This window comes from Pseudomonas sp. Ga0074129 (genome assembly GCA_001465025.1).
Classification (GTDB): Bacteria; Pseudomonadota; Gammaproteobacteria; order Pseudomonadales; family Pseudomonadaceae; genus Aquipseudomonas.
This window is the reverse complement of sequence record LNDO01000072.1, coordinates 1-25,371: the sequence shown is the minus strand read 5'-3', so window position 1 is coordinate 25,371 and position 25,371 is coordinate 1. Positions and strand designations below refer to the sequence as shown.

At 58.8% G+C, this 25,371-nt stretch carries 25 protein-coding genes; 9 read left to right on the top strand and 16 right to left on the bottom strand.

Translation table 11 applies throughout. The annotated features are described in order from the left end of the window. Window positions 1-191: 191 nt before the first annotated feature. Together fdxA and mutS are read right to left on the bottom strand one after the other, a co-directional pair. The gene (gene fdxA / locus AUK77_RS08270; protein ID WP_296128144.1) at window positions 192-515 is read right to left on the bottom strand and encodes a ferredoxin FdxA; all 324 of its coding nucleotides are present in this window, start codon (window positions 513-515) and stop codon (window positions 192-194) included. Window positions 516-654: 139 nt separating this feature from the next. Next, the gene (mutS, locus tag AUK77_RS08265) at window positions 655-3,228 is read right to left on the bottom strand and encodes a DNA mismatch repair protein MutS (protein WP_296128141.1); all 2,574 of its coding nucleotides are present in this window, start codon (window positions 3,226-3,228) and stop codon (window positions 655-657) included. Between the two features lie 78 nt (window positions 3,229-3,306). Between mutS and AUK77_RS08260 the strand changes: the two genes are divergently transcribed. The 3 genes from AUK77_RS08260 to recX all read left to right on the top strand — a co-directional run bounded on the left by AUK77_RS08260 (window position 3,307) and on the right by recX (window position 5,588). Then, window positions 3,307-3,819 carry a CinA family protein gene (locus tag AUK77_RS08260; RefSeq protein ID WP_296128140.1) on the top strand — a complete coding sequence of 171 codons (513 nt, stop codon included), beginning with the start codon at window positions 3,307-3,309 and terminating at the stop codon, window positions 3,817-3,819. Window positions 3,820-4,068: 249 nt separating this feature from the next. Next, window positions 4,069-5,112: a recombinase RecA gene (recA, locus tag AUK77_RS08255; RefSeq protein WP_296128137.1), complete on the top strand. Its 1,044-nt coding sequence runs from the start codon at window positions 4,069-4,071 to the stop codon at window positions 5,110-5,112. Window positions 5,113-5,123: 11 nt separating this feature from the next. Continuing rightward, window positions 5,124-5,588: a recombination regulator RecX gene (gene recX, locus AUK77_RS08250; protein ID WP_296128134.1), complete on the top strand. Its 465-nt coding sequence runs from the start codon at window positions 5,124-5,126 to the stop codon at window positions 5,586-5,588. Between the two features lie 368 nt (window positions 5,589-5,956). Here the strand turns inward: recX and AUK77_RS08245 are convergent, their stop codons facing one another. Both AUK77_RS08245 and AUK77_RS08240 read right to left on the bottom strand, forming a co-directional pair. After that, the gene (locus AUK77_RS08245) at window positions 5,957-7,036 is read right to left on the bottom strand and encodes an LOG family protein (protein ID WP_296128129.1); all 1,080 of its coding nucleotides are present in this window, start codon (window positions 7,034-7,036) and stop codon (window positions 5,957-5,959) included. A gap of 175 nt (window positions 7,037-7,211) precedes the next feature. After that, window positions 7,212-8,615, bottom strand: a complete 1,404-nt coding sequence (locus AUK77_RS08240) for an MBL fold metallo-hydrolase (protein ID WP_296128126.1) — start codon at window positions 8,613-8,615, stop codon at window positions 7,212-7,214. Window positions 8,616-8,800: 185 nt separating this feature from the next. On the opposite strand from AUK77_RS08240, the gene AUK77_RS08235 reads away from it, so the two are divergent. Then, window positions 8,801-11,203, top strand: a complete 2,403-nt coding sequence (locus AUK77_RS08235; RefSeq protein WP_296128123.1) for a xylulose 5-phosphate 3-epimerase — start codon at window positions 8,801-8,803, stop codon at window positions 11,201-11,203. Between the two features lie 29 nt (window positions 11,204-11,232). Here the strand turns inward: AUK77_RS08235 and AUK77_RS08230 are convergent, their stop codons facing one another. Further along, the gene (locus AUK77_RS08230) at window positions 11,233-11,631 is read right to left on the bottom strand and encodes a quorum-sensing-regulated virulence factor family protein (protein WP_296128120.1); all 399 of its coding nucleotides are present in this window, start codon (window positions 11,629-11,631) and stop codon (window positions 11,233-11,235) included. Window positions 11,632-11,838: 207 nt separating this feature from the next. On the opposite strand from AUK77_RS08230, the gene AUK77_RS08225 reads away from it, so the two are divergent. Further along, window positions 11,839-12,549, top strand: a complete 711-nt coding sequence (locus AUK77_RS08225; protein ID WP_296128117.1) for a tRNA-uridine aminocarboxypropyltransferase — start codon at window positions 11,839-11,841, stop codon at window positions 12,547-12,549. Window positions 12,550-12,552: 3 nt separating this feature from the next. On the opposite strand, the gene AUK77_RS08220 is transcribed toward AUK77_RS08225, so the two are convergent. Beyond that, window positions 12,553-13,449, bottom strand: a complete 897-nt coding sequence (locus AUK77_RS08220; protein WP_296128298.1) for a DMT family transporter — start codon at window positions 13,447-13,449, stop codon at window positions 12,553-12,555. Window positions 13,450-13,648: 199 nt separating this feature from the next. Between AUK77_RS08220 and erdR the strand changes: the two genes are divergently transcribed. Together erdR and AUK77_RS08210 are read left to right on the top strand one after the other, a co-directional pair. Then, entirely contained in the window at window positions 13,649-14,299 is a 651-nt protein-coding gene (erdR, locus tag AUK77_RS08215) for a response regulator transcription factor ErdR (protein ID WP_296128115.1), read from the top strand. Window positions 14,300-14,361: 62 nt separating this feature from the next. Beyond that, a complete protein-coding gene (locus AUK77_RS08210) occupies window positions 14,362-14,727 on the top strand; it encodes a diacylglycerol kinase (protein ID WP_296128113.1) in 366 nt (121 codons plus the stop codon). 10 nt (window positions 14,728-14,737) lie between these two features. Here the strand turns inward: AUK77_RS08210 and AUK77_RS08205 are convergent, their stop codons facing one another. Then, complete coding sequence (locus AUK77_RS08205) at window positions 14,738-15,664, bottom strand: LysR family transcriptional regulator (RefSeq protein WP_296128111.1); 927 nt, start codon at window positions 15,662-15,664, stop codon at window positions 14,738-14,740. Window positions 15,665-15,788: 124 nt separating this feature from the next. Between AUK77_RS08205 and fpr the strand changes: the two genes are divergently transcribed. Further along, on the top strand, window positions 15,789-16,568 hold the full coding sequence (gene fpr / locus AUK77_RS08200) for a ferredoxin-NADP reductase (protein WP_296128109.1): 780 nt from the start codon (window positions 15,789-15,791) through the stop codon (window positions 16,566-16,568). Between the two features lie 101 nt (window positions 16,569-16,669). Here the strand turns inward: fpr and AUK77_RS08195 are convergent, their stop codons facing one another. From AUK77_RS08195 to AUK77_RS08170, 6 genes are all read right to left on the bottom strand, one after another. Further along, window positions 16,670-18,007, bottom strand: coding sequence for a GGDEF domain-containing protein (locus tag AUK77_RS08195; protein ID WP_296128106.1), 1,338 nt, complete (start codon window positions 18,005-18,007; stop codon window positions 16,670-16,672). 114 nt (window positions 18,008-18,121) lie between these two features. Further along, window positions 18,122-18,817: a tRNA (N6-threonylcarbamoyladenosine(37)-N6)-methyltransferase TrmO gene (tsaA, locus tag AUK77_RS08190; RefSeq protein ID WP_296128102.1), complete on the bottom strand. Its 696-nt coding sequence runs from the start codon at window positions 18,815-18,817 to the stop codon at window positions 18,122-18,124. 45 nt (window positions 18,818-18,862) lie between these two features. Continuing rightward, window positions 18,863-19,633: an SDR family oxidoreductase gene (locus tag AUK77_RS08185; protein ID WP_296128100.1), complete on the bottom strand. Its 771-nt coding sequence runs from the start codon at window positions 19,631-19,633 to the stop codon at window positions 18,863-18,865. 171 nt (window positions 19,634-19,804) lie between these two features. Beyond that, window positions 19,805-20,266 (bottom strand): DUF1456 family protein, encoded by a 462-nt coding sequence (locus tag AUK77_RS08180; RefSeq protein WP_296128097.1) that lies wholly within the window; start codon window positions 20,264-20,266, stop codon window positions 19,805-19,807. 62 nt (window positions 20,267-20,328) lie between these two features. Beyond that, window positions 20,329-21,039 carry an rRNA pseudouridine synthase gene (locus tag AUK77_RS08175; RefSeq protein ID WP_296128094.1) on the bottom strand — a complete coding sequence of 237 codons (711 nt, stop codon included), beginning with the start codon at window positions 21,037-21,039 and terminating at the stop codon, window positions 20,329-20,331. Between the two features lie 279 nt (window positions 21,040-21,318). Next, window positions 21,319-22,005 carry a GNAT family N-acetyltransferase gene (locus AUK77_RS08170; protein ID WP_296128092.1) on the bottom strand — a complete coding sequence of 229 codons (687 nt, stop codon included), beginning with the start codon at window positions 22,003-22,005 and terminating at the stop codon, window positions 21,319-21,321. Between the two features lie 160 nt (window positions 22,006-22,165). Here AUK77_RS08170 and AUK77_RS08165 point away from each other — a divergent pair, with 160 nt between their 5' ends. Beyond that, the gene (locus AUK77_RS08165) at window positions 22,166-22,912 is read left to right on the top strand and encodes a class I SAM-dependent methyltransferase (RefSeq protein ID WP_296128089.1); all 747 of its coding nucleotides are present in this window, start codon (window positions 22,166-22,168) and stop codon (window positions 22,910-22,912) included. A 905-nt stretch (window positions 22,913-23,817) separates the two neighbouring features. Here the strand turns inward: AUK77_RS08165 and AUK77_RS08160 are convergent. The 3 genes from AUK77_RS08160 to AUK77_RS08150 all read right to left on the bottom strand — a co-directional run. Continuing rightward, a complete protein-coding gene (locus tag AUK77_RS08160; protein ID WP_296128086.1) occupies window positions 23,818-24,273 on the bottom strand; it encodes a hypothetical protein in 456 nt (151 codons plus the stop codon). 2 nt (window positions 24,274-24,275) lie between these two features. After that, entirely contained in the window at window positions 24,276-24,647 is a 372-nt protein-coding gene (locus tag AUK77_RS08155; RefSeq protein WP_296128083.1) for a DUF4325 domain-containing protein, read from the bottom strand. A gap of 1 nt (window position 24,648) precedes the next feature. Then, window positions 24,649-25,371, bottom strand: a 723-nt coding sequence (locus AUK77_RS08150) for a hypothetical protein (RefSeq protein WP_296128082.1), incomplete at its 5' end; no start/stop codon positions are given.

The following is a 25,371-nucleotide window of genomic DNA, read 5'->3' as shown; positions in this document are numbered from 1 at the left end:
CGATTCATCAGGGTGATGAGCAGGAAATACAGGGACTAGGGACAAAAGAGTGGGCAGCGCGAGCTGCCCCTTTTTTGCCTGCGATTTGGCGAGCTATTGACCAAGGCCGCCGCCATACCTGAGTTTCCTTATGGCCATAAAAACAAAACCCGCACAGGGCGGGTTTGTTTTAATCAGTCATCAGGGCGCAACTAGCGCTCCAGATACTGCAGCTTGTCTTTAACGCCATCCCACTCTTCTGCGTCCGGCAGGGCTTCTTTCTTCTCGGTGATGTTTGGCCATACTTCGGCCAGATCAGCGTTCAGTTCGATGTATTCCTGCTGATCTTCCGGCACCTCATCTTCAGAGAAAATGGCTTGCGCAGGGCATTCAGGCTCGCAGAGTGCGCAGTCAATGCACTCGTCCGGGTGGATCACCAGGAAGTTCGGGCCTTCGTAGAAGCAGTCCACCGGGCAGACTTCCACGCAGTCGGTGTATTTGCATTTGACGCAGTTGTCGGTAACAACGAAGGTCATGTCTGATTCTCTCCTCGGGCGCCAGCCTGCCCCGTTCTAAGCGGGTTTTAGCAGGCTAGGGGTAAATGGCCACGGCTCAGGCTTTAAGTCGGGCAGTCGTAAAAATGCGCGCGATTCTAACAGTTCGTGCGCAATAGCGTTAGAAGCGTGTCTTCCATGTATATAACAGTTCCAGCGCTTTGCGCGGAGTCAGATCATCCGGGTTGATCTTGCGTAATTCCTCCTGCAGCGGATGCGGCAGGCTGGCAAACATATCGCTTTGCATCGGTGCGCTCGTTTGGCCGGGCGGTGTAGGCGGTAGTTCCTGAGGTAGGCTGGTGGTTTCCAAGCGTGCCAGGTGCTCGCGCGCCCGCAGGATGACCTCATTAGGGACGCCTGCCAATTGTGCCACTGCCAGACCGTAACTTTGGCTGGCCGGCCCCGGCAATACATGGTGAAGAAATACGATTCGCTCGTTGTGTTCGGTGGCGTTGAGGTGCACGTTGGCCACGATTGGCTGACTCTCCGGTAGCACGGTCAGCTCGAAATAATGTGTGGCGAACAGCGTATAGGCGCGCAGCTTGGCTAACTGCTCGGCAGCGGCCCAGGCCAGCGATAGGCCGTCAAAGGTGCTGGTGCCGCGTCCCACTTCGTCCATCAGCACCAAGCTACGTTCGGTGGCGTTGTGCAGGATGTTAGCGGTTTCGCTCATCTCCACCATAAAGGTCGAGCGGCCTCCGGCCAGGTCATCGCTGGAGCCGATACGGGTGAAAATCCGATCAACCATCGACAGCTCGCAGCTTTTCGCCGGAACGAAACTGCCGATGTGCGCCAGCAGCACGATCAGTGCAGTCTGCCGCATGTAGGTGGATTTACCGCCCATGTTCGGCCCGGTGATGATCAGCATGCGCGTGTCATCGTCCAGGCTCAGGTCATTGGCCACAAAGGGTGTGGTCAGCACTTGCTCAACCACCGGATGGCGGCCTTGCTCGATGCGCATGCACGGTTCGTCGACGAAGCGTGGGCGATTGAGGTCAAGATTCAGGGCGCGTTCAGCCAGGTTGCTGAGTACGTCCAGTTCAGCCAGAGCGGCAGCGCTGTCCTGCAGCGGGCCAAGGTGGCCGATCAGGCGTTCGAGCAGCGCTTCGTAGAGCATTTTCTCGCGGGCCAGGGCGCGGCTCTTGGCAGACAGTGCCTTGTCTTCGAATTCTTTTAGCTCTGGCGTGATAAAACGCTCGGCGCCTTTGAGGGTCTGCCGGCGGATATAGTCCGCCGGGGCCGACTCGGCCTGCTTGCTCGGTAACTCAATAAAGTAGCCGTGTACGCGGTTGTAGCCGACTTTCAGGTTGGCCAGGCCGGTGCGGGCTTTCTCACGGATTTCCAGGTCCATCAGGTACTGGCCGGCGTTCTCGCTGAGCGATTGCAACTCGTCGAGTTCGGCGTCGTAGCCGGTTTTCAGCACACCGCCGTCGCGGATCACCGCAGGCGGGTTATCGATAATTGCGCACGCCAGCAACTCGGCCAGTTCTGGGTAGGTGCTCACCACGCTTGCCAACGCACTCAGGTGCGGCGCTTCCAGATGGGTCATGGCCATCTGCAGGGTGGGCAGAGCGGCGAGGGCGTCGCGCAGGCGTGCCAGATCGCGCGGGCGCGCATTGCGCAGGCCGATGCGGGCGAGGATGCGTTCCAGGTCGCCGATTTCTTTCAACTGCGGCTGTAAGGTTTCGAAGCGGTAGCGCTCCAGCAGGCAGGTAATCGACGCCTGGCGTGCTTCGAGAATGCTGCGGTCACGCAATGGGCGATTCAGCCAGCGGCTGAGCAAGCGACTGCCCATGGCGGTTTGGCAGCGGTCGACCACTGATTGCAGGGTGTTGTCGCGCCCTCCGGCGAGGTTGATGTCCAACTCCAGATTGCGTCGGCTGGCACCGTCGAGAATCACCGTGTCGTCCAGGCGTTCGTGGCGCAGGCTACGCAGGTGGGGTAGGGCGGTGCGCTGGGTTTCCTTGGCGTACGCCAGCAAGCAGCCTGCTGCGCCGATGGCCAGGGTCAGGTTCTCGCAGCCAAAGCCTTTCAGATCCTGGGTGGCGAACTGTTGGCACAGGCTCTTGAGTGCCGTATCGCGTTCGAAATCCCAAGGGGCGCGACGGCGTGAGCCTCGGCGTTTTTCGGCAGGCAGGTCGCGCGGCCAGTCATCGGGAATCAGCAACTCAACCGGGTTGAGGCGCTCAAGTTCGGCCAGCAGGTTCTCCCAGCCCTTGATTTCCAGCACGCTGAAACGGCCGCTGGTGATGTCTAGCACGGCCAGGCCGAACAGGCGCTCGTCACCTAAAACCGCTGCGATCAGGTTATCGCGGCGCTCGTCTAGCAGCGCTTCATCGCTAATCGTGCCTGGGGTGATGATGCGTACCACCTGGCGCTCAACCGGGCCTTTGCTGGTCGCCGGATCGCCCACTTGTTCGCAGATCACTACCGACTCGCCCAGCTTGACCAGTTTGGCCAGGTAGCCTTCCAGCGAGTGGTAGGGAATTCCGCACATGGGAATTGCCTGGCCGGCGGACTGGCCGCGCGCAGTGAGGGTTATATCCAGCAGTTTGGCGGCTTTTTTCGCGTCCTCGTAGAAGATCTCGTAGAAGTCGCCCATGCGATAAAACATCAGTTCTTCCGGGTGCTGATTTTTCAGCTTCCAGTACTGCTGCATCATGGGCGTGTGAGAACTGAGGTCGCTTTGGCTCATCGTTTTAACTGTCCGGCTGAATCGCAAAAGCGCCTAGTGTACGGTATCGGCCTGGCTGGCTTTAACCCCGGAGTGCAGATGACTGCTAATGAAGATGCCTTGACCCAACTGGCTGCCGAACTGGGCGAACAATTGACTGCCCGCAAGGCCCAGGTGGCGACCGCCGAATCTTGTACCGGTGGTGGCATTGCTGAGGCAATAACGCGGATTCCTGGTAGCTCGGCTTGGTTCGAGGCGGGCTACGTCACCTATTCCAACAGACAGAAGAGTAAGCAACTGGCTGTTCCTGAAGCGCTGTTTACCACTGTTGGCGCGGTGAGTCAGGCGGTGGTCGAGGCCATGGTTCGTGGTGCGCAGGCCAACAGTGGCGCGCGCTTTGCGGTGGCTGTTAGCGGTGTGGCTGGGCCGGATGGCGGCTCGCCAGACAAACCTGTTGGTACGGTGTGGCTGGCATGGGGCGATGATCAGCAGCTATTTAGTGTGCGCCGGCAGTTTGCAGGTGATCGCAACGAAGTTCGCCGACAAACGGTTGAGGCCGCGCTGGCTGGGCTGTTGCGCCTGCTGGCGCAAGAAAATCCAAGCGCGGGGTAGGCGTGCGACTTGCCCTGTGGAATAATACTGGCTACTTATACAGTTGTTGGTGGCCGCTAAGAGCCTGTCGCGCTTGACCGTCCGTAGCGAGGGAAAGTCCGGATTGAGGCAGTTTTGTTGATCTTGCGAGGCGAATAGCTAGCTATTTAACGAGAAAGAACGGCAAAAATGACCAATCTGGCTTTTCCGCAGTAGGACAGCGTTAAGCTCGACAGGCTCTGAAGCCCTTTTGATTACGTGAGGACTTAAATGGACGAGAATAAGAAGCGCGCCCTGGCGGCAGCCCTGGGCCAGATTGAAAAGCAATTCGGCAAGGGCGCGGTGATGCGCATGGGCGATCACGATCGCCAGGCGATTCCGGCCATCTCCACGGGATCGCTAGGTCTGGACATCGCGCTTGGTATTGGCGGTTTGCCGAAAGGCCGTATTGTCGAAATCTACGGCCCGGAGTCCTCAGGTAAAACCACCTTGACCCTGTCGGTCATTGCCGAAGCGCAGAAGCTCGGTGCCACCTGCGCCTTCGTTGATGCCGAGCATGCGCTCGATCCTGAATACGCTGGCAAGCTGGGCGTCAATGTCGACGATCTGCTGGTTTCGCAGCCGGATACCGGCGAGCAGGCCCTGGAAATCACCGACATGCTGGTGCGCTCCAACGCCATCGACGTGATCGTGATCGACTCCGTTGCGGCGCTGGTGCCGAAGGCGGAGATCGAAGGTGAAATGGGCGATATGCACGTGGGACTTCAGGCTCGTCTGATGAGCCAGGCGCTGCGCAAGATCACCGGCAACATCAAAAATGCCAATTGCCTGGTGATTTTTATCAACCAGATCCGCATGAAAATTGGTGTGATGTTCGGCAGTCCGGAAACCACCACCGGTGGTAACGCGTTGAAGTTCTACGCCTCTGTGCGCTTGGACATCCGCCGCACTGGCGCGGTGAAAGAAGGCGACGAAGTCGTCGGCAGTGAAACCCGCGTCAAAGTGGTGAAAAACAAGGTTGCTCCGCCGTTTCGTCAGGCTGAGTTCCAGATCCTCTACGGCAAGGGGATTTACCGCAACGGCGAGATCATTGATCTGGGCGTACAGCTTGGCCTGCTGGAAAAATCCGGTGCCTGGTACAGCTACCAAGGCAGCAAGATTGGTCAGGGTAAGGCCAACTCAGCCAAGTATCTGGAAGACAACCCGGAAGTGGCCCGCACTATTGAAGGCCTGATTCGTGAGAAGTTGCTGGTGGCCAGCCCCACGGTGAAAGCCAACTCCGGGAGCGAAACCCCGGCTGACGCAGACGCCTGATTCATCAGTCTATGTCCATTGTTCTGGATAACCCCGTCGCCGTGCGGCGGGCGGCCATGGATCTGCTGGCAAGGCGTGAGCATGGGCGTGTTGAGTTAAGTCGTAAGCTGCGCAGCCGCGGGGCCAGCGATGAACTGATCGACAATGCCCTTGATCGTTTGGCCGACGAAGGCTTGCTCTGTGAGGCCCGTTACCTCGAGGCTTTTATCAGCTACCGCGCACGCTCCGGCTATGGGCCGATGCGCATTCGTGAGGAGTTGACTCAGCGCGGGTTGGCTCGAAGCGATATCGAACAGGCTTTGCGCGACAGCGGCATCGACTGGCAGGCGCAGTTGTACGCAGTGTGGCAACGCAAGTTTGCCGGTGAACGACCTTTGGACGCGCGCCAGCACGGGCAGCAGGCGCGGTTTCTCAGTTATCGGGGCTACCCCGCCGATTTGATAAGTAGGCTGCTGCGCGGGTCCATCGATGACTAGCGGTTTTGTTGACGAGTAGAGCCTTCAAGCCAACCCAACCCGGTTTGGCCTTGTTTCTATAACCATCGCGCTGCCGTGCCCAGCACATCGTTACAAGCTGCAAGCTTAAAGCCCGCACGGACGAGACACTCTGCCAAACACCGTAAGGCGTTCGCCTGATCAGCACAGCGTGCACTTTGTCAGCGACGTTGGATAAAGCGACATGCCTGAAGCTGTTGCGGCGCTTGCCCCCCTGAAAGACTAACCGCCTTGTTACGCAGCGCCTCGCGCTCAGTCCGCCGCATATAAACGCGGCACTGCCGGCTAACCCTAGCCACTCAAACACGTGCGCTGTGCCTGCATGTTTGAGTGGCTTGGGGCGGGCGCGATCAGCTGGCGTCGCGCCAGTTTTGTGGCTGGTTGACCAGGTCCAGCAGTTCTCTCAAGCGGCCATGGCTGCGGCCGTTAAAGGCAAAAGCCAAGCGCGTCATCTCGCACAATTCGGGCTCATCCAGTTCGGAATCGCAGCGTCCTTGTTGCTGGAAATCGCCATGGCTGCACAGGTCGCGAAACTCGCTGTTCAGTTGTTGCATGGCAGCATCATTCAGGGCGTGATTCAGGCGTATGACGAATGAGTCTTTCAGCCAGCGGCTCGAATGGAAGTTACGGTAAAACTGGGCGATCTGTTCGGCGGCTTCTTCGGCGCTGTGTACCAGGCGCACCAAGCGCATGTCGCTGGGCAGGATGTAACCGTTGTCCTGCAATTGGCTTTGCATAAACGTCAGCGCGCTGGACCAGAAGGTGCCGCCCGGCTGGTCCAAGAGCACCACTGGCACCATGGGGCTTTTTCCTGTTTGGATCAGGGTCAGCACTTCCAGCGCTTCATCGAGGGTGCCGAAGCCGCCCGGGCAGAGCACCATGCCGTCGGCCTCTTTGACGAAAAACAGTTTGCGCAAAAAGAAGAAGTGGAACGACAGCAGGTTGTTGCTGCCCTGAACGGTGGCATTGGCACCCTGCTCAAAGGGCAGGGTGATGTTGAAGCCCAAGCTGTTTTCCAGGCCAGCCCCTTCGTGCGCGGCGGCCATAATGCCGCCACCCGCGCCAGTAATGACCATCAGGTTATGCTTGGCCAGGGTCGCGCCCAGTTCGCGTGCCAGTTGGTAAACGGGATGATCAGCCGGGGTGCGGGCCGAGCCGAAGACGGTGACCTTGCGCCGACGTTTGAACTGTTCCAGGCGACTGAAGGCATTCTCCATTTCGCGCAGGGTTTGCAGCATTATTTTGGCGTCCCAGCGGTTGCGGTCAGCCTGGGCCATGCGCACCACAGTGCCGAGCATTTCCCGGTATAGCTTGAGGTTTGGGCTGCTCGGTGGTGTGGCCAGTTCGCTCAATTCGTCGATTTTACTGGTCAGGTCAACGCCACTGGTTTGGATGTGCCGGGACAGATAATCGTCCGATTCATAGGGCATAACAGGTCTCCTGCTGAGCGTGCACCGTGCAGGCTTCACGGTGTAAGTATGCCGTGATTGAGATTGCAAACGCTGTATGGCCGCGCGGGCAGTTTTGCAATGCCGGGCGGCCGATAGGTGCACGGTCGCCCTTCATGCGCTTGACCTGATCGTTCACTGCCTCAGAGCCGCGTTATCAGATCGCAATTTGCTCGCCCGGTTCGGGAATGTTGGCGATCCAGTTCAGCCGTTCGCGTAGGGCCAGTTGCAGCGCCTGCATTTTCTCCAGTTCGCCGTGCACCAGATACAGCTCGGGGTGGTGTTCGAAGTGGCTGACCCAGTCGATCAGTTGCGACTGCCCGGCATGTGCGGAGAAACCGCCGAGGGTGTGAATCTTGGCTTTGACGGCGATGCGCTGGTGGAGGATTTTCACATGCTCGGCGCCGTCGACCAGGTTGCGGCCTAAGGTGCCTTTGGCCTGGAAGCCCGGGAAAATCAGGTGACAGTCCTCGCGCCAGAGGTTGTGCTTGAAGTGGTGGACGATGCGTCCGCCCGTGCACATGCCGCTCCCGGCGATGATGATCGCACCGCTTTTGATGCGGTTGATGGCCATCGATTCTTCCGGGGTGCGCGTGCAGCGCAAGATCGGCAGCCAATCCTCGATGCGTTTGCTGCCGTGCGCGGAAAAAGCAGCGCGCTCTTCAGCGCTGAACTGATCCTGAAAACGCGAGTAGATGGCGTTGGCGCGAATGGCCATGGGGCTGTCGAGGAACACCGCTTGCTGTGGCAAACGGCCTTCGTGGTAGAAGCGCCCAAGGTAATAGATCAGGTCCTGGGTGCGGCCTACGGAAAAGGACGGGATCAGCACATTGCCGCCATCGCGGTGGGCTTGCTGCAGAATCTCTGCCAGCTCTTCCAGGGTGTCTTCGCTGTTGCGGTGGTCGCGGTCGCCATAGGTCGATTCGAGCAACACCACATCGGCTTTGCTGAGGGTCACCGGGTCGCGCATCAAAGGCGAGCAGGTGTTGCCCAAGTCACCGGAAAACACCAGGCGGCGGGTAAGGTGATGGTCTTGCACCGCCATTTCGACAATCGCCGAACCGAGGATGTGGCCGGCATCGTGAAAGGTCACCTCAACGCCTTTGGCAACCTGGCAGGGGCTGCCGTAGGCCAGCGGTCGGCGCTGTTTAAGGGCCTGCTCCGCATCGGCGATGGTGTACAGCGGTTTAACCGCCGACTTGCCCATGCGTGCGCGCCACTTGTTCTCCCACTCAGCGTCTTTTTCTTGAATAAAGGCGGCATCAAGCAGCATCAGTTCCATCAATTCAGAGCTGGCTTCGGTGGCAAAGATGGGGCCCCGGTAGCCAGCGGCGCTGAGTTTGGGCAGCAGACCGGTGTGGTCAATGTGCGCGTGTGACACCACCACGGCGTCCAGGGTGTGCGGGTCAAAGGGGAAGGGGGCCTGGTTGCTGTCTTCTTCCTCACGGCGGCCTTGGCGCATGCCGCATTCGAGTAGTACGCGTGCACCGTCGCGGCTTTCAATCAGGTAGCAGGAACCGGTGACTTGCTGGATTGCACCGAGGAAATTGAGCAGGGCCATGGGTAATCCTTGATTGAGTTGAATGGCTGGCGATTAAGGCTGTCCTAACCAGCAGGCGGCGGTTTTGATGCAGGTCAGCATTGGCTCGTATCCCCTGCGTTAGGGTTTGTTGCCTTAGATTTCGCGCGTTCGTGCAGCGCCAGTTAGATGCCCTTTCAGCCCCTTTAAACCCATCGGAGCCACCCATGCCCCAGCTATTCCCAAGCGCCAGTGAGTTAGCCGAGCATGCCCGCCAGGAACCGACCTTCGCCCAGTGGCAGAGCGGTTACGGGCCTTTGCAGCATAGTCCGCAGACGTGTGCGGCGGTCTACCGTTTGGCCCATCAACTGGTGCAAATGGGCTTGCAGGCGGATCTGGCCAGTGTCTATCAACATTTTTATGCGCTTGATCGACTGAGCGCCGCTGGCTTGTGGCTGGTGGTGCACATGACCTACGCCCAGCGCGTGCGTGTGGACGGCACGCCGCTGGCTGCTGAGGACTTCAAATCGACCCCGGAAGGCCATACCGGCGGTGCGTTGAATATGGTGCCGGCTTATGCCGCTTACCTGGCGCTGAACAATCTCACCGGTGAAACCCGTGGCTGGCTGATGGGGCAAGGCCATTGCGTGGCGGCCATCGAGGCGCTCAACCTGCTAACGGCCAATCAGCATCCCGAGCAAGCGCAGCGTTATCCGTGCAATGAAGCGGGCATGAGTCAGTTGGTGGCGGACTTCTACAGCTATGCGCAAAACGCCGAAGGGCAGGTCAGCGCGCCACTGGGCAGCCATGTTAATCCGCACACCGCCGGTGGCATTGCTGAAGGGGGCTACCTGGGTTTTGCCGAGCTGCAATATGCGCACTTGCCGTTGCCAGGGGAAAAACTGGTGGCATTTCTTTCAGACGGTGCCGCCGAAGAGCAGCGCGGCAGTGACTGGATGCCGCGCTGGTGGCGGGCCGAAGACTGTGGCGTAGCCCTGCCGGTGATGATCGCCAATGGTCGGCGTATTGAGCAGCGCACCGAGTTGGCCACACCCGCGGGGCTGGAGAACTTTCGCGAGCATCTGCGCCACTGCGGCTTTGATCCGCTGAGTTTTGACGGGCGTGATCCGGCGGCGTTTGTTTGCGCGCTGTGGGAGATGGAGCAACGCCTGGATCGCCGTGTGCAAGAGCGCCAAGCGGGCGTGCTTAATTACCCGCTGCCTATGCCCTATGGCATTGCCGAAACCCTAAAGGGCTTTGGCTTTTATGGTGCCGGACTGAATGCCGCGCATAACCTGCCGTTACCTGCCAACCCGCATCAGGATGAACACGCGCGGACGTTGTTTAACCAACATGCCGAGCAACTGTGGGTTGCCCCGGATCAATTACAGGCGGCTTGCCAACTGTTTGCCACCCGCAGTGGGCGCGCGTTGGAGCGCGATAACTGCCTTGCGCAACGCCAGCCCGTGGCAGCGCAGATGCCCGCCTTGCACTACGTCGATAAGGCCTGCACACCGATGCTGGCGCTGGATCGCTTCTTTGTTGAACTGGTGCAGGGCAACCCGCACCTGCGCCCGCGAGTCGGTAACCCGGACGAGCTGGCCAGCAATCGCTTGGGGGCCGTGCTCAAGGCGCTCAAGCATCGCGTCACTGCGCCAGAAAGTGAACTGGAAGCACTGGATGGCGCGATCATCACCGCCCTTAACGAAGAGGCGGTGGTGTCGGCTTGCCTGGCCAATCAGGGTGGTCTGAATCTGGTTGCCAGCTATGAGGCGTTCTGCGTGAAGATGCTCGGTGCGGTGCGCCAGAGCATCATATTTGCCCGCCAGCAGAAAGAGGCCGGACGGCCCGCCGGCTGGTTGGGCTGGCCGCTGGTGGCAACATCGCACACCTGGGAGAACGGCAAGAATCAACAGTCGCACCAAGACACCACCTTCTGCGAAGCCTTGCTTGGAGAGATGAGCGACATGGTGCGCGTGCTCTTGCCAGCCGATCACAACGCCGTGCTGGCGCTGTTACCGGGCATCTATCAGGCCCGTGGTGAGCTGGCCTGCATGGTTATCGCCAAGCGCGAGCAGCCGTGCGTGTTCACCCGCGAGCAAGCCGAGCAACTGGCCCGCGACGGTGCGTTGGTGGTGGCCGAACAGCCTGGCGAGCAGCCGGTGCTACTGATTGCCAGCGGCAGCTATCAATTGAGCGAAATGCGACGTGCGGCGGCCCGTCTGAGTGAGGTTGGGATCGCCTGGCGACTGCTGTACCTGCAAGAGCCGGGACGCTTCCGTGTGCCGCGTGATCGCTGGGAGCAAGCCGTGGTGGCCGATGCGAGCCTGATCGAAGCGCTGTTCCCGGCGGCCATGACGCGCCGCGTATTGCTCACCCACATGCGCCCGGAAGTCGCGCGCGGACACCTCTGGCCGATTCTGGGTGACGCCACGCACAGCCGCGCACTGGGTTATCGCAATCGCGGCGGCACCTTGGATGAAGCCGGCATGTTGTTTGCCAACCAGGCCAGTTGGGCGCATGTGCTGGCCGCTGTTGCTGAGGTGTTGGGGCAACCACTAACGCTGCTGTTGAGCGCAGAAGAAGCCGCGGCGGTGCAGGGCTGTGGCGATCCTGCCTGCCTGCGCTGAGTACTTAGATCAGGCCTTTTGCCATGCCCTTACAGGCCGCAATCGGCCTTGCTGAAGCGTTCCGTGGTGACCGGGCGGTTGCTGCGGTATTCGCTGAACTCATAGCGCAGGCCCGCGCCATTGCTCAGTAGCTGACGAAAGCCTGGGTTGCGGCACACGCTGTTGGCCAATTGCTGCCGAACGGTGTCCGGGTTGCCGCGCATTTGCGCCGCGTGTTCGCTGCGCACGCTGAGGTGGTTGACCAGTTCGCGACCTTCCACGGTGTAGCCTTGATCGAGGATGTCAGCGTTGATCGCCCGTGGCGTGCCAACGCTGCTTTCACGCGCGACCTTCTCCAGCAGCTTATTCAATTCATAGTCTTTCAGGGTGGCGGCCTGGGTCGCCAGGGGCAGGCTCAAGGCCAGGGTCAGGCTGATAAAACGCAGCATGGGCGTCTCCACAATGGGTGTGCGTCTGTGACCGGCAATGCCTGGTCGAGGTTCAATGGCGGCTATCTTACCCGTCATCAGGCAGTCGCGCTCTGCGGGGCGGTGAGGCGAGCAAATGAATAACCCGCGCCGCGCTTTGTTAGACTGCCGCGCTCTTAATTCCGGGTGCGCCATGTCGAGCCATATTTTTACGCAGGTGCAAGCCTGATGACCCACGCCGTTGCACGCCTGCGCGCCGAGCGCATTGCCCGCAGTGCCAAACCCTTTCTTGCCCGTGGCAGCCGTTCAGTGCGTTGCCCGGATTGTCGCTTGGCAGCGACGCATTGCCTGTGTGCCTGGCGTCCCCGAATTGCTGCGCAATCGGCGGTGTGCCTGCTGATGCACGATGTGGAGGCGCTCAAGCCGAGCAATACCGGCTGGCTGATTGCCGATGTGCTGGCCGACACCTCGGCCTTTGGCTGGTCACGGGTGGCGGTTGATCCGGCGCTGCCAGTGCTGCTTAACGACCCGCAGTGGCAGCCTTACTTGGTGTTTCCCGGTGAGTACGTGGCGGCTGAGCGGGTGGTTAGCGAGGTGCAGCCTGCGCCCGGTAAGCGGCCGTTGTTCGTGCTGCTGGATGCCACCTGGAGCGAGGCGCGCAAGATGTTTCGCAAAAGCCCCTATCTCGATAGTTTGCCGGTGCTTAGCCTGCAGGCCGAACAACTGTCACGCTACAAGCTGCGTCGCTCCAAGCGCGATGATCACTTCTGCACCGCCGAAGTGGCGGCGCTGTGCCTGGAGTTGGCTGGCGATCAGCGTGCGGCCGATGGCCTGAATGCCTATTTGGACGTATTCAGCCAGCATTACCTGACATCCAAAGCACCGCGTGCGGTGGCCTTGGATGACGCGTTGCATGAGCGTTTGCGCGCATTTCTGTAGCGCTCAATGGGTGTGCTTCTTAGGCCACAGCTGCGCCAGCAGCATGCCAGCGAACATCAGCGCGCAGCCGAAGTAGCCGCGCAGCTCCAGCGTTTCGCCCAGCAATAAGGCACCGGCGATGGCGGCGAACACGGCCTCCAGCGAGAGGATGATGGCGGCGTGCGAGGCGATGGCATCCTTTTGCGCCACCACTTGCAGGGTGAAGCCGATGGCCACGCCGAAGACGCCGCCATACAGAATCGCCGGCCCGGCAGCGATGATCGACTGCCACTGGATCTCCTCGAAAATCAGCGCCAGCAGCAAGCTGATCACAGCGCAGGTGATGAACTGCACTAGGGCCAGGCGCAGTGGGTCGTGCCGCCCGGCAAAGAAACCCACCAGCAGCACATGCACACCCCAGACAAACGCCCCGGCCAGTTGCAGCCAGTCCCCTGAGGCCACCACAAAGCCGTCACCCACGCTGAGCAGGAACATGCCTACTACGGCCAGCGAAGCACCCAGCCAAATGCCTAGGCCGGTTTTGTGGCCAATAAACAGCCCCAGCAGCGGCACGATGATCACGTACAAACCGGTGATAAAGCCGGAGTTGGTCACGCTGGTAAACAGCAGCCCGACTTGTTGCAGGTTGATCCCTAAGGCCAGTGCCAAGCCCATCAACACACCGCCGCGCAGTAGTTGGCGATTCAGCGGCTCCAGCGGTGCGCGAGTGCTGTTACTGCTGCGCGTCTCCAGCCAGCGCAGCACCGGCAATAAAATCAGCGCCGCCAGACCGAAGCGTAATCCGCTATAAAGAAAGGGGCCGATGGAGTCCATGCCCAAGCGCTGTGCGACAAAAGCCGAGCCCCAGATCATGGCGGTTATTATCATCAGCAGGTCGGCGCGAAGGGCGTGGCTTCTCATCATTCAGGCTCAAGGGCAAAGCGGCGAACTGTGCCGCAAAGCATCGCGCTTGACCACCCCGTCGTCGCTCGGCATGCTGGGGCGTTTTTTTCACACCGACAGTCTGGCCGCGTTGTTTGATGAGGCGCTGCGCGTGTGGCTTTTCGTGCCCTGGACAATACCCCACGAGGGTATCCACATAACAAAAACAGGATTCACCATGGCCGTTTTTGAAATCCTCATTGCTGACGATCACCCGCTGTTTCGCAGCGCCTTGCAACAGGCACTGACCTTGGGTTTGGGGCCGGATGTACGGCTGTCAGAAGCCGCCAGTATTGCCGAGTTGGAAGGGTGCCTGGCGCAGAAGACCGACTGGGATTTGGTTCTGCTGGATCTCAATATGCCCGGTGCTTATGGCTTCTCTGGCCTAGTGCTGCTACGCGGGCAATACCCACACATCCCTGTGGTGATGATCTCTGCGCAAGAAGACGCTGCCATCATGGCCCGTGCACGCGAGTTTGGTGCCAGCGGTTTTATTCCCAAATCCAGCGCGCTGGAAACCATCCAACAGGCCGTGCGCCTTGTGCTCGATGGTGAGGTCTGGTGGCCGCAGCAGAGCCAGGAAGCGATTGCCCTGTCCGCTGAGGCCAAAGCTGCCAGTGCCGGTTTGGCCAGCCTGACACCGCAGCAGTTTCGCGTACTGACCATGGTCTGTGACGGTTTGCTGAACAAGCAGATTGCCTACGAACTGAGCGTGTCCGAGGCCACGGTCAAAGCACACGTCACGGCTATCTTCCGCAAGCTCGGTGTGCGCACCCGTACGCAGGCGGCATTGTTGCTGCAGCAACTGGAGTCGATCCCTGCGGAGTGATCCTCGTGCTTTTCGGGCAGCCTTCACGTAGCCTGCCGACCTTTTGCTAATGCGGAACCCTCATGTCGCCATTCAAAGGCCAAACCGGCCTTAAACGCATCCTCAATGCCGCCGGCTATTCCCTGGCTGGCCTGCGCGCCGCCTTTGTCGGCGAAGCTGCTTTCCGTCAGCTGCTGCTGATCAACCTGGTGCTGGTGCCTGTTGCCTTCTTTCTGGATGTGAGTCGCGTTGAGCGTGCGCTGATGGTGGCCGTCTGCGTGCTGGCGCTGATTGTCGAGTTGCTCAACTCGGCGGTGGAAGCCGCCATCGACCGTATCTCCCTGGAGCTGCACCCATTGTCGAAAACCGCCAAAGACATGGGCAGCGCCGCGCAGTTTATGGCCCTGAGCCTGATCGCGCTGGTGTGGGCGATTATCCTGCTCGGTTAACTGGCGCTGATCAGGCGATAGTCGGCAATACGATCTGATCACTGCGCGTTACGTTGGCGGTCAGGGCGCGGCACAGCTCGATAAATTCGCGCATGGCGGCGGTCTGGTATTTCTGTTTGTGCCAGATGAAATAGAACTGCCGACGCAGATCCAGCTCGGGCGTCTCCAGGGCCACTAAGCTGCCACGGCGAAAGGCATCGCGCAGCGCCAAACGCGAGATACAGCCAATGCCTAGGCCCGATTCCACGGCGCGCTTGATCGCCTCAGTGTGTTCCAGCTCAAGGCGCACATTCAGGCTGCCGGGGTGATGGCGCATGGCCTGGTCGAAGGTCAGGCGCGTGCCGGAGCCTTGCTCGCGCAAAATCCACGCCTCGCGCGTGAGCTCTTCCAGGCTGGCCTCGCCCCGCTGCGCCAAGGGGTGCTGCGGGGCGCAAAACACCACCAGTTCGTCTTTAACCCACGGCTGCACCTCAATGTCCGGGTGTTGGCAGTCGCCTTCGATCATGCCCATGTCCAGTTCGTAATGGGCGATCTGTTGCACCACATAGGCGGTGTTGTGCACCTGCAACTTCACCCGGCATTCCGGGTGGCGCTGCATAAAGCTGCCGATCAGCAAGGTCGCCAGGTAATTGCCGACGGTCAGGGTTGCGCCCACGTTCAGCGAGCCAAAGCCGCTCTTGCCCTCCAGCAATTGACCAATCTCCTTGGCCTGATCGAGCAGGGCAACTGCCTGGGGCAACAATTGCAGGCCGAGTGCATTGAGGCTCAACCGTTTGCCCGCGCGATCAAACAACTGACAGTCGGATTGCCGTTCCAGCTCGCTCAGTGACGTGCTGGTGGCGGATTGCGAGAGGGCGAGAAAGTCTGCGGCGCGCGACACGCTTTCCTGCTGCGCTACGGCGACAAACACCTGAAGTTGCCTGAGTGTGAATTTCATATCTGCATAACCGATTACCCATATCTTGATAATCAATTTAACAGATATCAGGTGGCTCATTACAATGCCCGCCATTGGCACCCTGGTGCACGCCTGACCTTATTTTCGCGGAGCTTACGAGCCTATGAGCAACTTCAATTCCGAACGCATCCTCAGTGTTCATCATTGGAACGACACGCTGTTCAGCTTTAAGTGCACCCGCGATCCGGGTCTGCGTTTTGAGAACGGTCAGTTTGTGATGATCGGCCTGCAACAGGACAGCGGCCGCCCGTTGATGCGCGCCTATTCGATTGCCAGCCCCAACTGGGAAGAGCACTTGGAGTTCTTCAGCATCAAGGTGCCGGATGGCCCGCTGACCTCGCAGTTGCAGCACCTCAAGGAAGGCGACGAGATCATCATCAGCAAAAAGCCCACCGGCACCCTGGTGCTTGATGACCTCAACCCCGGCAAGCACCTCTACCTGCTCAGCACCGGCACTGGTCTTGCGCCTTTTATGAGCGTAATCCAAGACCCGGAAACCTATGAGCGTTTCGAGAAGGTGATTCTGGTACACGGCGTGCGCTACGTGAACGAAGTGGCCTACCGCGACTTCATCACCGAGCATTTGCCGCAAAATGAATTCTTCGGCGATGCCTTGAAAAACAAGCTGATCTACTACCCGACTGTGACCCGCGAGCCGTTTGAAAATCAGGGTCGCCTGACCGACCTGATGCGCAGCGGCAAACTGTTCCAGGACATCGGCCTGCCGCCGATCAACCCGCAGGACGACCGCGCGATGATTTGCGGCAGCCCGAGCATGCTCGACGAAACCAGCGAAGTGCTCAATGAGTTCGGCCTGAAAGTCTCCCAGCGTATGCGTGAGCCGGGTGACTACCTGATCGAGCGCGCCTTCGTCGAGAAGTAAGCCCGCCGCTTTCGTCCGCCAATGCCGCGCAGCCTGATCCGCTGCGCGGCATTTTTGTTGTGTGCGATCAGATTTGCTCGCCTGTTGCCGGCAGCCATGCGTTAGTCCGCCTGTGCCGTGTGACAAACGCTATTGCCGCCGCCTTGCTTGGCTTGGTACATGGCCTTGTCGGCAAGTTGCAACAACTGTTGCTCATCGCTCGTATGCTCGGGGTATAGGGCGATGCCGATGCTGGGTGAGACACGCTGGGCTTGGCCGCACAGCACAAAGGGCTGATTCAGGGCGCGGCGAATTTTTTCTGCAATGGCGGCGGCGTGCTCCGCCTGCTGAAAGTCCTCCAGCAGCACCACAAACTCATCCCCGGCAAAACGCGCCACCGTATCGGCCTCGCGCACGCAGCGTTGAATACGCTGAGCCACGGCTTGCAGCAACTGGTCGCCTGCCGCATGACCAAAGGTGTCGTTGACCTGTTTGAACTTGTCCAGGTCGATAAACAGCAGCGCCAGCCAGGATTGCTCGCGGCGCGCCCTGGCCAGTGCGGTGTGCAAGCGATCATGCAGCAGGGCGCGGTTGGGCAATAGAGTGAGTGCGTCGTACTGCGCCATAAAATGCAGGCGGCTAAGCATCTGCTGGCGTTCGATGGCTGTCGCCACCTGGGTGCAGACGAACTGCAGCAGTTCGATATCCTGCTGGCTGTGGCGGCTGGGCGCGGTGTTGTGAGCCAGCAGCGCGCCGATGATGCCCTTGTCGGATCTAAGCGCCAGTCCCAACCAAGAAGCGGTCTGTTCTGCTGCACTGGCATCGCTGTGTGCTGGCCTGAGCACGGTGGCAGCACGGTCGATCACTTCTTGGCACAGGGGCACCACCTCGCTCGGCCAGCGTTTGGCGGTGGCGGCGGTGTCGGCAGGCGGGTAGGGGAAGTGCAAGGAGGCGCTGCGCTCATCAATCAGGGCGAGGTAGAACTCAATGGTCGGCAGCATCTCCACGACAATTTGCTGCACTTGGGCAAACAGGCCGGGTAAGTCCTTGGCGCACTGCGCCGCCTCAGAGATGCCATACAGCACGGTTTTCAGGGTTTCGTTGCGCTTGCGTTCGGTGATGTCGTGGGCCACGGCCACGCGCACATTGTCATCCGCCGACCAGCGCGCCGACCAAAGAATGTGCACCACCTGGCCGTCCTTGCGCAGGTAGCGGTTTTCAAAGCGCGGTTGATGTGTGCCCGCCATGATGCGTTCGGCGGCATCCAGGGTTCTGGCGCGGTCATCGGGGTGCACCATGTCGATCATCACCTGGCCCAGCATCTCGTCAGGCCGGTAGCCGAAGATCTGTTCACACGCGGCGCTGACAAACACAAAGCGCCCTGTACGGTCGACCACGCAGATGGCGTCGAGCAGCTGGTCCAGCAAGTTGGCGTTGGGTGTGTAGGTTGCAGTTTTCATACAATCCTATGGCCTGATAAGTGGTGGCGGTGCAGGCGTGTTGATAACGACCTTATGACAAAAAACTAATCAGCACATCAATACGCGGCTGCAAGCGCATTCACGCAGCCGGGCTCAGCTTGCCAGCACGACGTCCAGCACGCAGATGTGCCCCGGCTGCGGGTAATGCCAGTGCACGTCTACATCCCATAAGCGCGCGCCGTAGCGGCGTTCTGGCGTAGGTTGTTGATAGGCCGGGCGTGGGTCTTGCGCCAAGCATTGTTCTATCAGCTCAACCAACGGCTCTTGCAGGCGCTGCGCATGGCCGTGGGCTTGGTCGAGGGCGCGGGTGTCCCAGCTGACGTCGATCAAGGTCGGGGCGCTGTCGGCAATGCCGTTATGCGCCTCGCTGATGCTGTCGGCATAGGGCACATAGGGTTTGATATCCAGCACTGGAGTGCCGTCGAGCAGATCAATGCCGGACAACCACAAACGCTCCGCTGACACGCGCTCCAGCTTGACCACCGATTGGCCAATGCCATTGGGCCGGTGTGTGGCGCGGGTGCTGAACACGCCCACCGACTGATTGCCGCCCAAGCGCGGTGGGCGCACCTTGAGGCGTGGTTTGTCTTCCAGCGCTTGATGAAAGAGAAACAGCAGCCACACATGGCTGACCTGCTCCAGGCCCTGCACGGCCTCGCCGGTATTGAACGGTGCGACAAGCTCCAGCACCCCGCGCGCGGCCGGGGCCAGCTGGGGTTGGCGGGGAATGGCGAATTTCTCCTTGAAGCAGGAACGGACAAAACCGATAGGCTCAACACGGTAGGACATGGCGGCAGCATCACTGAGAAAACTGCCGCCATGGTACCTGAGCCGTTACAGGTGGAAGCCACCGTCGATGGGAATAATCGCGCCGGTCATGTAGGCCCCGGCGGTGCTCGCCAGGCTGATAGCCAGGGCGGCCATTTCCTCTTCACGGCCCCAGCGGCGCATGGGGATCAGCGCGGTGTCTTCGGCCATGGCGGCGTCATCGTTGACGATGTGCTGGGTCATCTTGCTGGGGAAACGCCCTGGCGCGATCACGTTGACGTTGATGTGCTGGCTCACCAGTTCGCGCGCCAGTATGCGCGACAGTTGATGCAGCGCGGCCTTGCTTGGGCCATAGGCGTAGGCATTCTCGCCATGGGAGGTCATGCCCGCCACCGAGCCAATGTTGATCACCCGCGCCGGGCTGGCGGCGCTGCCAGCTTTGCGCAGCAGAGGCAGTAATTGCTGGATGCAGCTGAATACCGAGGTCACGTTGAGCTGCATGACTTTCTCCCAGCCCTTGGCCGGGTAGCTTTCCAGCGGTGCACCCCAGGTGGTGCCGGCATTGTTGACCAGAATGTCGAGGCTATCGATCTGCCCAGCCAACTGCTCGGCCAGCACCTGCACACCTTCTTCGGTTGCCAGGTTGGCTGGCAGGCCGTAACAGCGGCCAAAGGCGGACAGTTCCGTTGCCGTTTGCGCGCAGGCTTGCGCGTCGCGGGCGCACACATACACCGTGGCACCGGCTTCGACAAAGGCCTTGGCGATCATCTTGCCGATACCACGGGTGCCGCCGGTAACCAGCGCCGTGCGGCCTTGCAGGCTGAAATAGGGGTGCATGGCAGATCCTCAATTGGATAAAGCCATCACCCTAACGCTGCGCCTGCGCGGCCACAGGCACTATTGCCCGCGCAAATACGCCGTCATGCGAGGCGCGTGCCTGGCGTTTATCAGTGGGGAGGTGTGCAGCAGCGTCAGCCTGCCGGGTGGCAGGCTGAGAGCGATGGCGGGTTAACCGCGTACGCGCAGGGTTAGACCCTTGAGGAAATTACGCAAAAACTGATCGCCACATACGCGGTAGTTGCTATGGCCCGCTTTGCGGAACAGTGCGCTCATTTCCGGTTTGGAAACCGGGCAATCGACGCTGTTCATGATGGTGTGCATGTCGTCTTCTTTCAGCTCAAAAGCCACGCGCAGCTTTTTCAGCACGGTGTTATTGCTCACCGGCAGCTCCAACGCCTGAGCCGGGCGGCTGTCATCTTTGCCGCGCTTGAAGAACACCAGGCCGTCGAGAAAGTGCGCCATCAACTCATCGGGGCACGGGGCAAAGCCTTCCTCGTCTTCTTTTTTCAGCATGGGGGCCAGTTCCGCCTCGCTGCTTGCGCGGCCGCTGAGCTGAATGATTTTGACCAGTTGTGCATCGCTGATGTTGAGGGTGTAGCGCAGGCTGCGCAGTACGTCGTTGTTAAGCATGCATAAGTCCTGAAGTAGGCGGCAGCCCAATGGCGGCCGCTGAGTAAAGCTCAAAAAAGCGATTAAAAGCGTTCTTTCGCGGCCAGATAACGCCACTGGCCGGGCAGTACCTTGGCCATCGGTACACCGCCAATGCGGATGCGCTTCATGCCCAGCACTTTTAAATCAACGCTGTTGCACATAAAGACAATCTGCCCCGGCTGCGGGTTTTTCAAGGCCACGCGCAAGCGGGTTTCGTTCTGCCAGCTTACCTTGCACGGTGGCAATTCAACGCCGTTAAAGCTCAGGCCGTGGCACAGGCGTTTGAGCTGGCTGGCGCTGAGGCTGCCGACCACTTCCACGACATATTCCTGCTCCAGCTTGCTCAGGTCTTCTTTGAGCTTGCGTTCGATGCGCCAGTCCTGGGTCAGCACATGCAGACCATCAGCACCGGCTTGCAGCGGGGCGCAGGTGATCAGGCGGTTGAAATGGCCTTTCAACGGGCGTATGCCCGAGCTGTCGTCGGCCCAATGCGAGGCCAGGCTGATGCCCTCGGCCGTGCGCTCAGCGTTATGCCCGCTGGGCACGTTTAACAGCAGCGTCACCGGTTCTGCGGGTGTCAGTACCGCACCGGGCAGCAACTCGACGCGTTGCTCGGCGACTTTGCTTTGCGGCTCTTCAACCACTACGCCGTCCACTGTGACCCAGCCACCCTCGATATACAGCTCCGCCTCGCGGCGTGAGCAGCCAATCACTTCGATCAGGCGTTTGGACAGGCGAATGGGTTCGGTCATAAAAACAGTCATCGGGGAAAAAAGGGCTGCCATTGTAACTGCACCGGCCGGTGTTGCACGGAACATCGGGCGAACGGCGGGATAAAACATGCTGGTTTAAAGGGGCGGCTGCGGATCTTGCAGCGGTTCAATACACCCAACTTCGCGTGACTAAAACCGCTCCTGCAACGCGTGACCACGATCCCGCGCAGCACGGGCCGGCAACATTGCACTCTGCGCCGGGCTCGCTATAGGGCGTTAAGGGCGGCTGATGCGGTGTGCCCGGTGCCCATCTAACGGTCAATGCACGGTGAGGCGCTCACGCACCAGCGTCTGCGCCTGCTGGGTCATCTGGTCGAGTTGGCGGTCGCGCTGTTTCTCCGCTTCGCTCATGGCCTTTTTGCCGTGCTGCTTGACCAGGTAAGCGTGGATCTGCCGCACCTCTTGGGACTGGAAAATCGGTGCTAGGTCCTGCACGGCGAGCATGCCGTCGGAGCGGTAACTGCGGGTATTCATCAGCACTTGCGGGCCGCGCGCCGCGACAACCTGAAAGCCCATGGCCTCGAAGATCGCGACCTTGCCCGCCACACAGGCCAACTCGGCATGCGGGTGGCGGCTGATCATCTGTTGCAGCATGGCGCGGGCGATGCCGTGGCGGCGTTGCCGGGCCTGCACGGCGATATACGCCAGGCTACAGGCCGCTGAGTCATCCTCGGTCGGCAGGTACAGGGCAAAGCCCAGCACTTGCGAAGGGTCTTGATCATCCAGCGCCAGGATCAACCGCGCGCGGGAGTGCAGGGCGCTGTCCATGGCCTGCAAGTACAGGTGCATCTCGTAGCCAATCACGTACTGGTACAACTGATAGAGCGGGTTGCTGGGCGTCAGCGATACCGGGCTGATGTCGCTGAGGTAGTCCACCACCATCTGCAGAATCTGGCTTTTCAGCGACTCCGGTGGCGGGGTGTCCAGGTGTACAAGGGTGAACATCGTCAGTCTGGCTCCGGGCGTGCGTGATGGCGTGGGGGGCATTGTAACGCCAGTGGGTTTGAGCCTGCTGTGGCGTAAGTCGGTGCGATCTGAACGAGGGCGGCCACGCTTGGGCTATGATGCGCGCCCCTAAAACGCCATCGTTCATCATCAGGTCACTATGCCCGCTAATGCCCTCTACACCGACCTGTCTGAGTATTACGACCTGATGTGTGCCGACATCGACTACCGGGCGCAAAGCCACTGCATCCACAGGTTGCAGCAATTGTTCGGTAACGCCGGCACGCGCCACCTTGACCTGGCCTGTGGCACCGGGCCGCATGTGCGCCATTTTCTCGATGCCGGCTACACCAGCCGTGGCCTCGACCTTAACCAGCCGATGTTGGATAAGGCCGCCATTCGCTGCCCTGAAGCCCAGTTTTCCCTGCAAGACATGTGTGGTTTTACGCTGGCTGAGCCGCAAGACCTGATCACCTGCTTTCTCTATTCCCTGCATTACAGCGGCACCGTCGAGCGGCTGAAAGCCTGCATCGCCCGCGTGCATGCGGCGCTCGATGCCAATGGCCTGTTCTGCTTTAACGCCGTGGATAAAGGCCAAATCGACAACCGTTTGTTTGTCAGCCATAGCGTCCAACACGACGACGGCCTGTTCACCTTTAGCTCCGGCTGGCATTACCCCGGCGAGGGCGAGCGGCAAGCGCTGCAACTCAGTATTGAAAAAACCACCGCTGCTGAAACCCAGCGCTGGCATGACGAACACCCTATGGTCGCGGTGAGCTTTGTGCAGTTACAGGCGCTGTTGCAGCCTTATTTTGATGTGCATGTGCTGGAGCATGATTATCAAAAGCTCATCCCGTGGGATGGGGCGTCGGGGAATGCGTTGTTTGCTTGCGTGAAGAAGGGGTAAGCATTTCAAACACCCAGAGTCGTAGGGTGGATGGGGTTTTATTCATCCACCGTTGAGGCGTTTGTCCGGGCTACTTGCTACATCCAGTGAATTTTTATCGAATTCGTGGGAGGGGCTTTAGCCGCGAGCTTTGCTGCTTTTTGTTGGGGGCTTTGCTTACGCCGCTTATGTGTTGTTTGGGCTACCGGTTCCGCCCTTACGGCGGCTCACTTTTGGCAGTTGCCCGGATGGCCGGCCCCGCCAAAAGTAACCAAAAGGTCTTGCCCCTTGCATCCGGCCCGACTTCGTCGGGTTCCCTCGCTCCATCATTGCTCCAGGGGCCGGCCGCGAAGGGCCATCCTTGGCCCATCGCGGCTCTCGCGGCATCCATGCCGCTCAACCCCTTACGCAACGATTCCGCTCGGCCTCCTGAAAGGGGCGTTTGGCGTCGTCTGTGAGACTGCGGTTTGATGACCAAAAGCAGAATCACAGCTTTTTGATGGGTATCGCTGCGCTCCACCTACGCGGCCCGCCCCATCCTGCGAATCGGCCGCAATCCGTAGGAGCGGGCTTGCCCGCGATGCTTCTGCTGTTGCTCTGCTTTTGCCTTTCGCTCTGCCGTCCACAAATCGCCCAAACAACGCGGTCCCCGAATCCCGTCAGGAGGCCGAGTGGAGGTGCTGTGGAGAGGGGCGTTTGGCATGGATGCCAAACGAGGCGTGCCGGGCCATGGACGGCCCGTCACGCCGACCCTCGGAACAGCATCGGAGTGAGGGGAGTTTCGCGAAGCGAAACCCGGATGTCGGGCGCGCTTTCTCTTTGGTTACTTTCTCTTTGCGCGCGCAAAGAGAAAGTAACTCGCCGTAAGGGCGAAAAGGGTAAGTAAGGTTTCCGATAAATCGGGTCTGCCCCCTATTACCCTATACTTATAGAGAGATTTGCTCCGTCAACGCTATTCTCATTTCTGCAGAAAGCTGTGAGATTTTATAACATTTACTGGGGCTGGCTTCTTTTGCTCTAGATTCGAAGTAGTCACCAGTAGCTATCTCAAATAGCATGTCGTGAGTTGTTTTTATTTTTTCTTTTCTTTGTGTGTCAATGTTGGGGTTGTTTGATGTTTGCTGTATAAGCTTGGCTTGTGTTCTGAATAGAGACTTAATAGATATTTCTATCTTTTTGTTTTCTGGAGATCTTGAGTTGTCTACAGATAGCCAGTATGTAATTGCTTGGTCTTCAATTTTGTCTGTTATAGATAGGATGTTTGAACAGATTATTTCTGTTTTTCTTCTTTTTTCTGTTTGATTCCAATGCAATAGGTTAAATAAATAGGCTGCTAGTGCGCCTGCGAAGCCGCCGGCTATTACCTCTAATATCTTTTCCATTTTTATTTTGGTTTTGTTGTGGGGGTATATTTTTTAGAGTTATATTTTGCTTCATTTATGTACTGTAGTATTTTGTTTTTATAAAATTCAAACTCGGGATTTGTGTGGGTTATTTGTAATCTCCCTAGTAGGTCTTCCGCGGTCATGTATCCATACTTTACTAATCCGGCGAATCCTTCAACTAAGAAGGATGAGCCGTAACCTTCAACGCTGTCATCGATTATTATTTCTAATTTTTCATTGTGGGTAAGTTGTTTAAGTGCCGGTAGCAAATGGTCTTCTCTGAATTCTTCTCCGCTACTATCTCCGCCGTCTGAATAGAAGCGGCCTGCGGGATCGGTAGAGAAGTCTTTTCCAATATTTAAGATAGCCATGTCATTCGTTTTCAAAGGTCTGAGGTTTAAGAGACACGTTCCATATGATTAAAGTTCCCTTTAGAGGGTTGTTGAAGCTATGTTTTTTAGTTTGTTCGGCGCCGTCTTTTATGAGTAAGCGGTATAGCCCGCGTCTGCTTATCACTGTTAAATAGCCTTCTTGGCGCTGTTTTATGAACTCTAGCAGATCTTGTAAACCTTTTCCTCTATCAGTGTCGCCTGTACTTGTTCGATCAATTTTCATTGCAGCGCTTAGAAGCTCAGCATCAAGTTTACCTTTCCCAACGTTAAGGCTGGTGAGCAAGTTCAGTACTTTTTCCCATATTTCAGAAGTTGGTAGTGACTTTGGAATTCCTATGCCTTGGTCGTAAAATGTAATTTTTAGTTGATGGCTTTGTTTGTTGTATGAACCTGTCAGATACCAGTTCTTTTCATTGTTTTTATATGTGGAGTTGTTTGGGTAGGCGTGATGAGATACGTTAGTTATTGCTTCGGTTAGTCCGCTATGTAAGAAAGTCCACTTTGAGATTGTTTCGCCAACTATGCGCTGTATTTCGCTTTTTAATACTCTGGTTTTTTTGGAGTCGCCGCATGATCCTTTTATATATTGTACTAATTTTATATCCCGGCGGCGGCAAAAACTGAGTGCAACACCTGACCTTTCCGGTACGGTGCTGCCCCTATGTCTTATTCCGAACTCAGCGTTGAAGAACGCGCCACCATT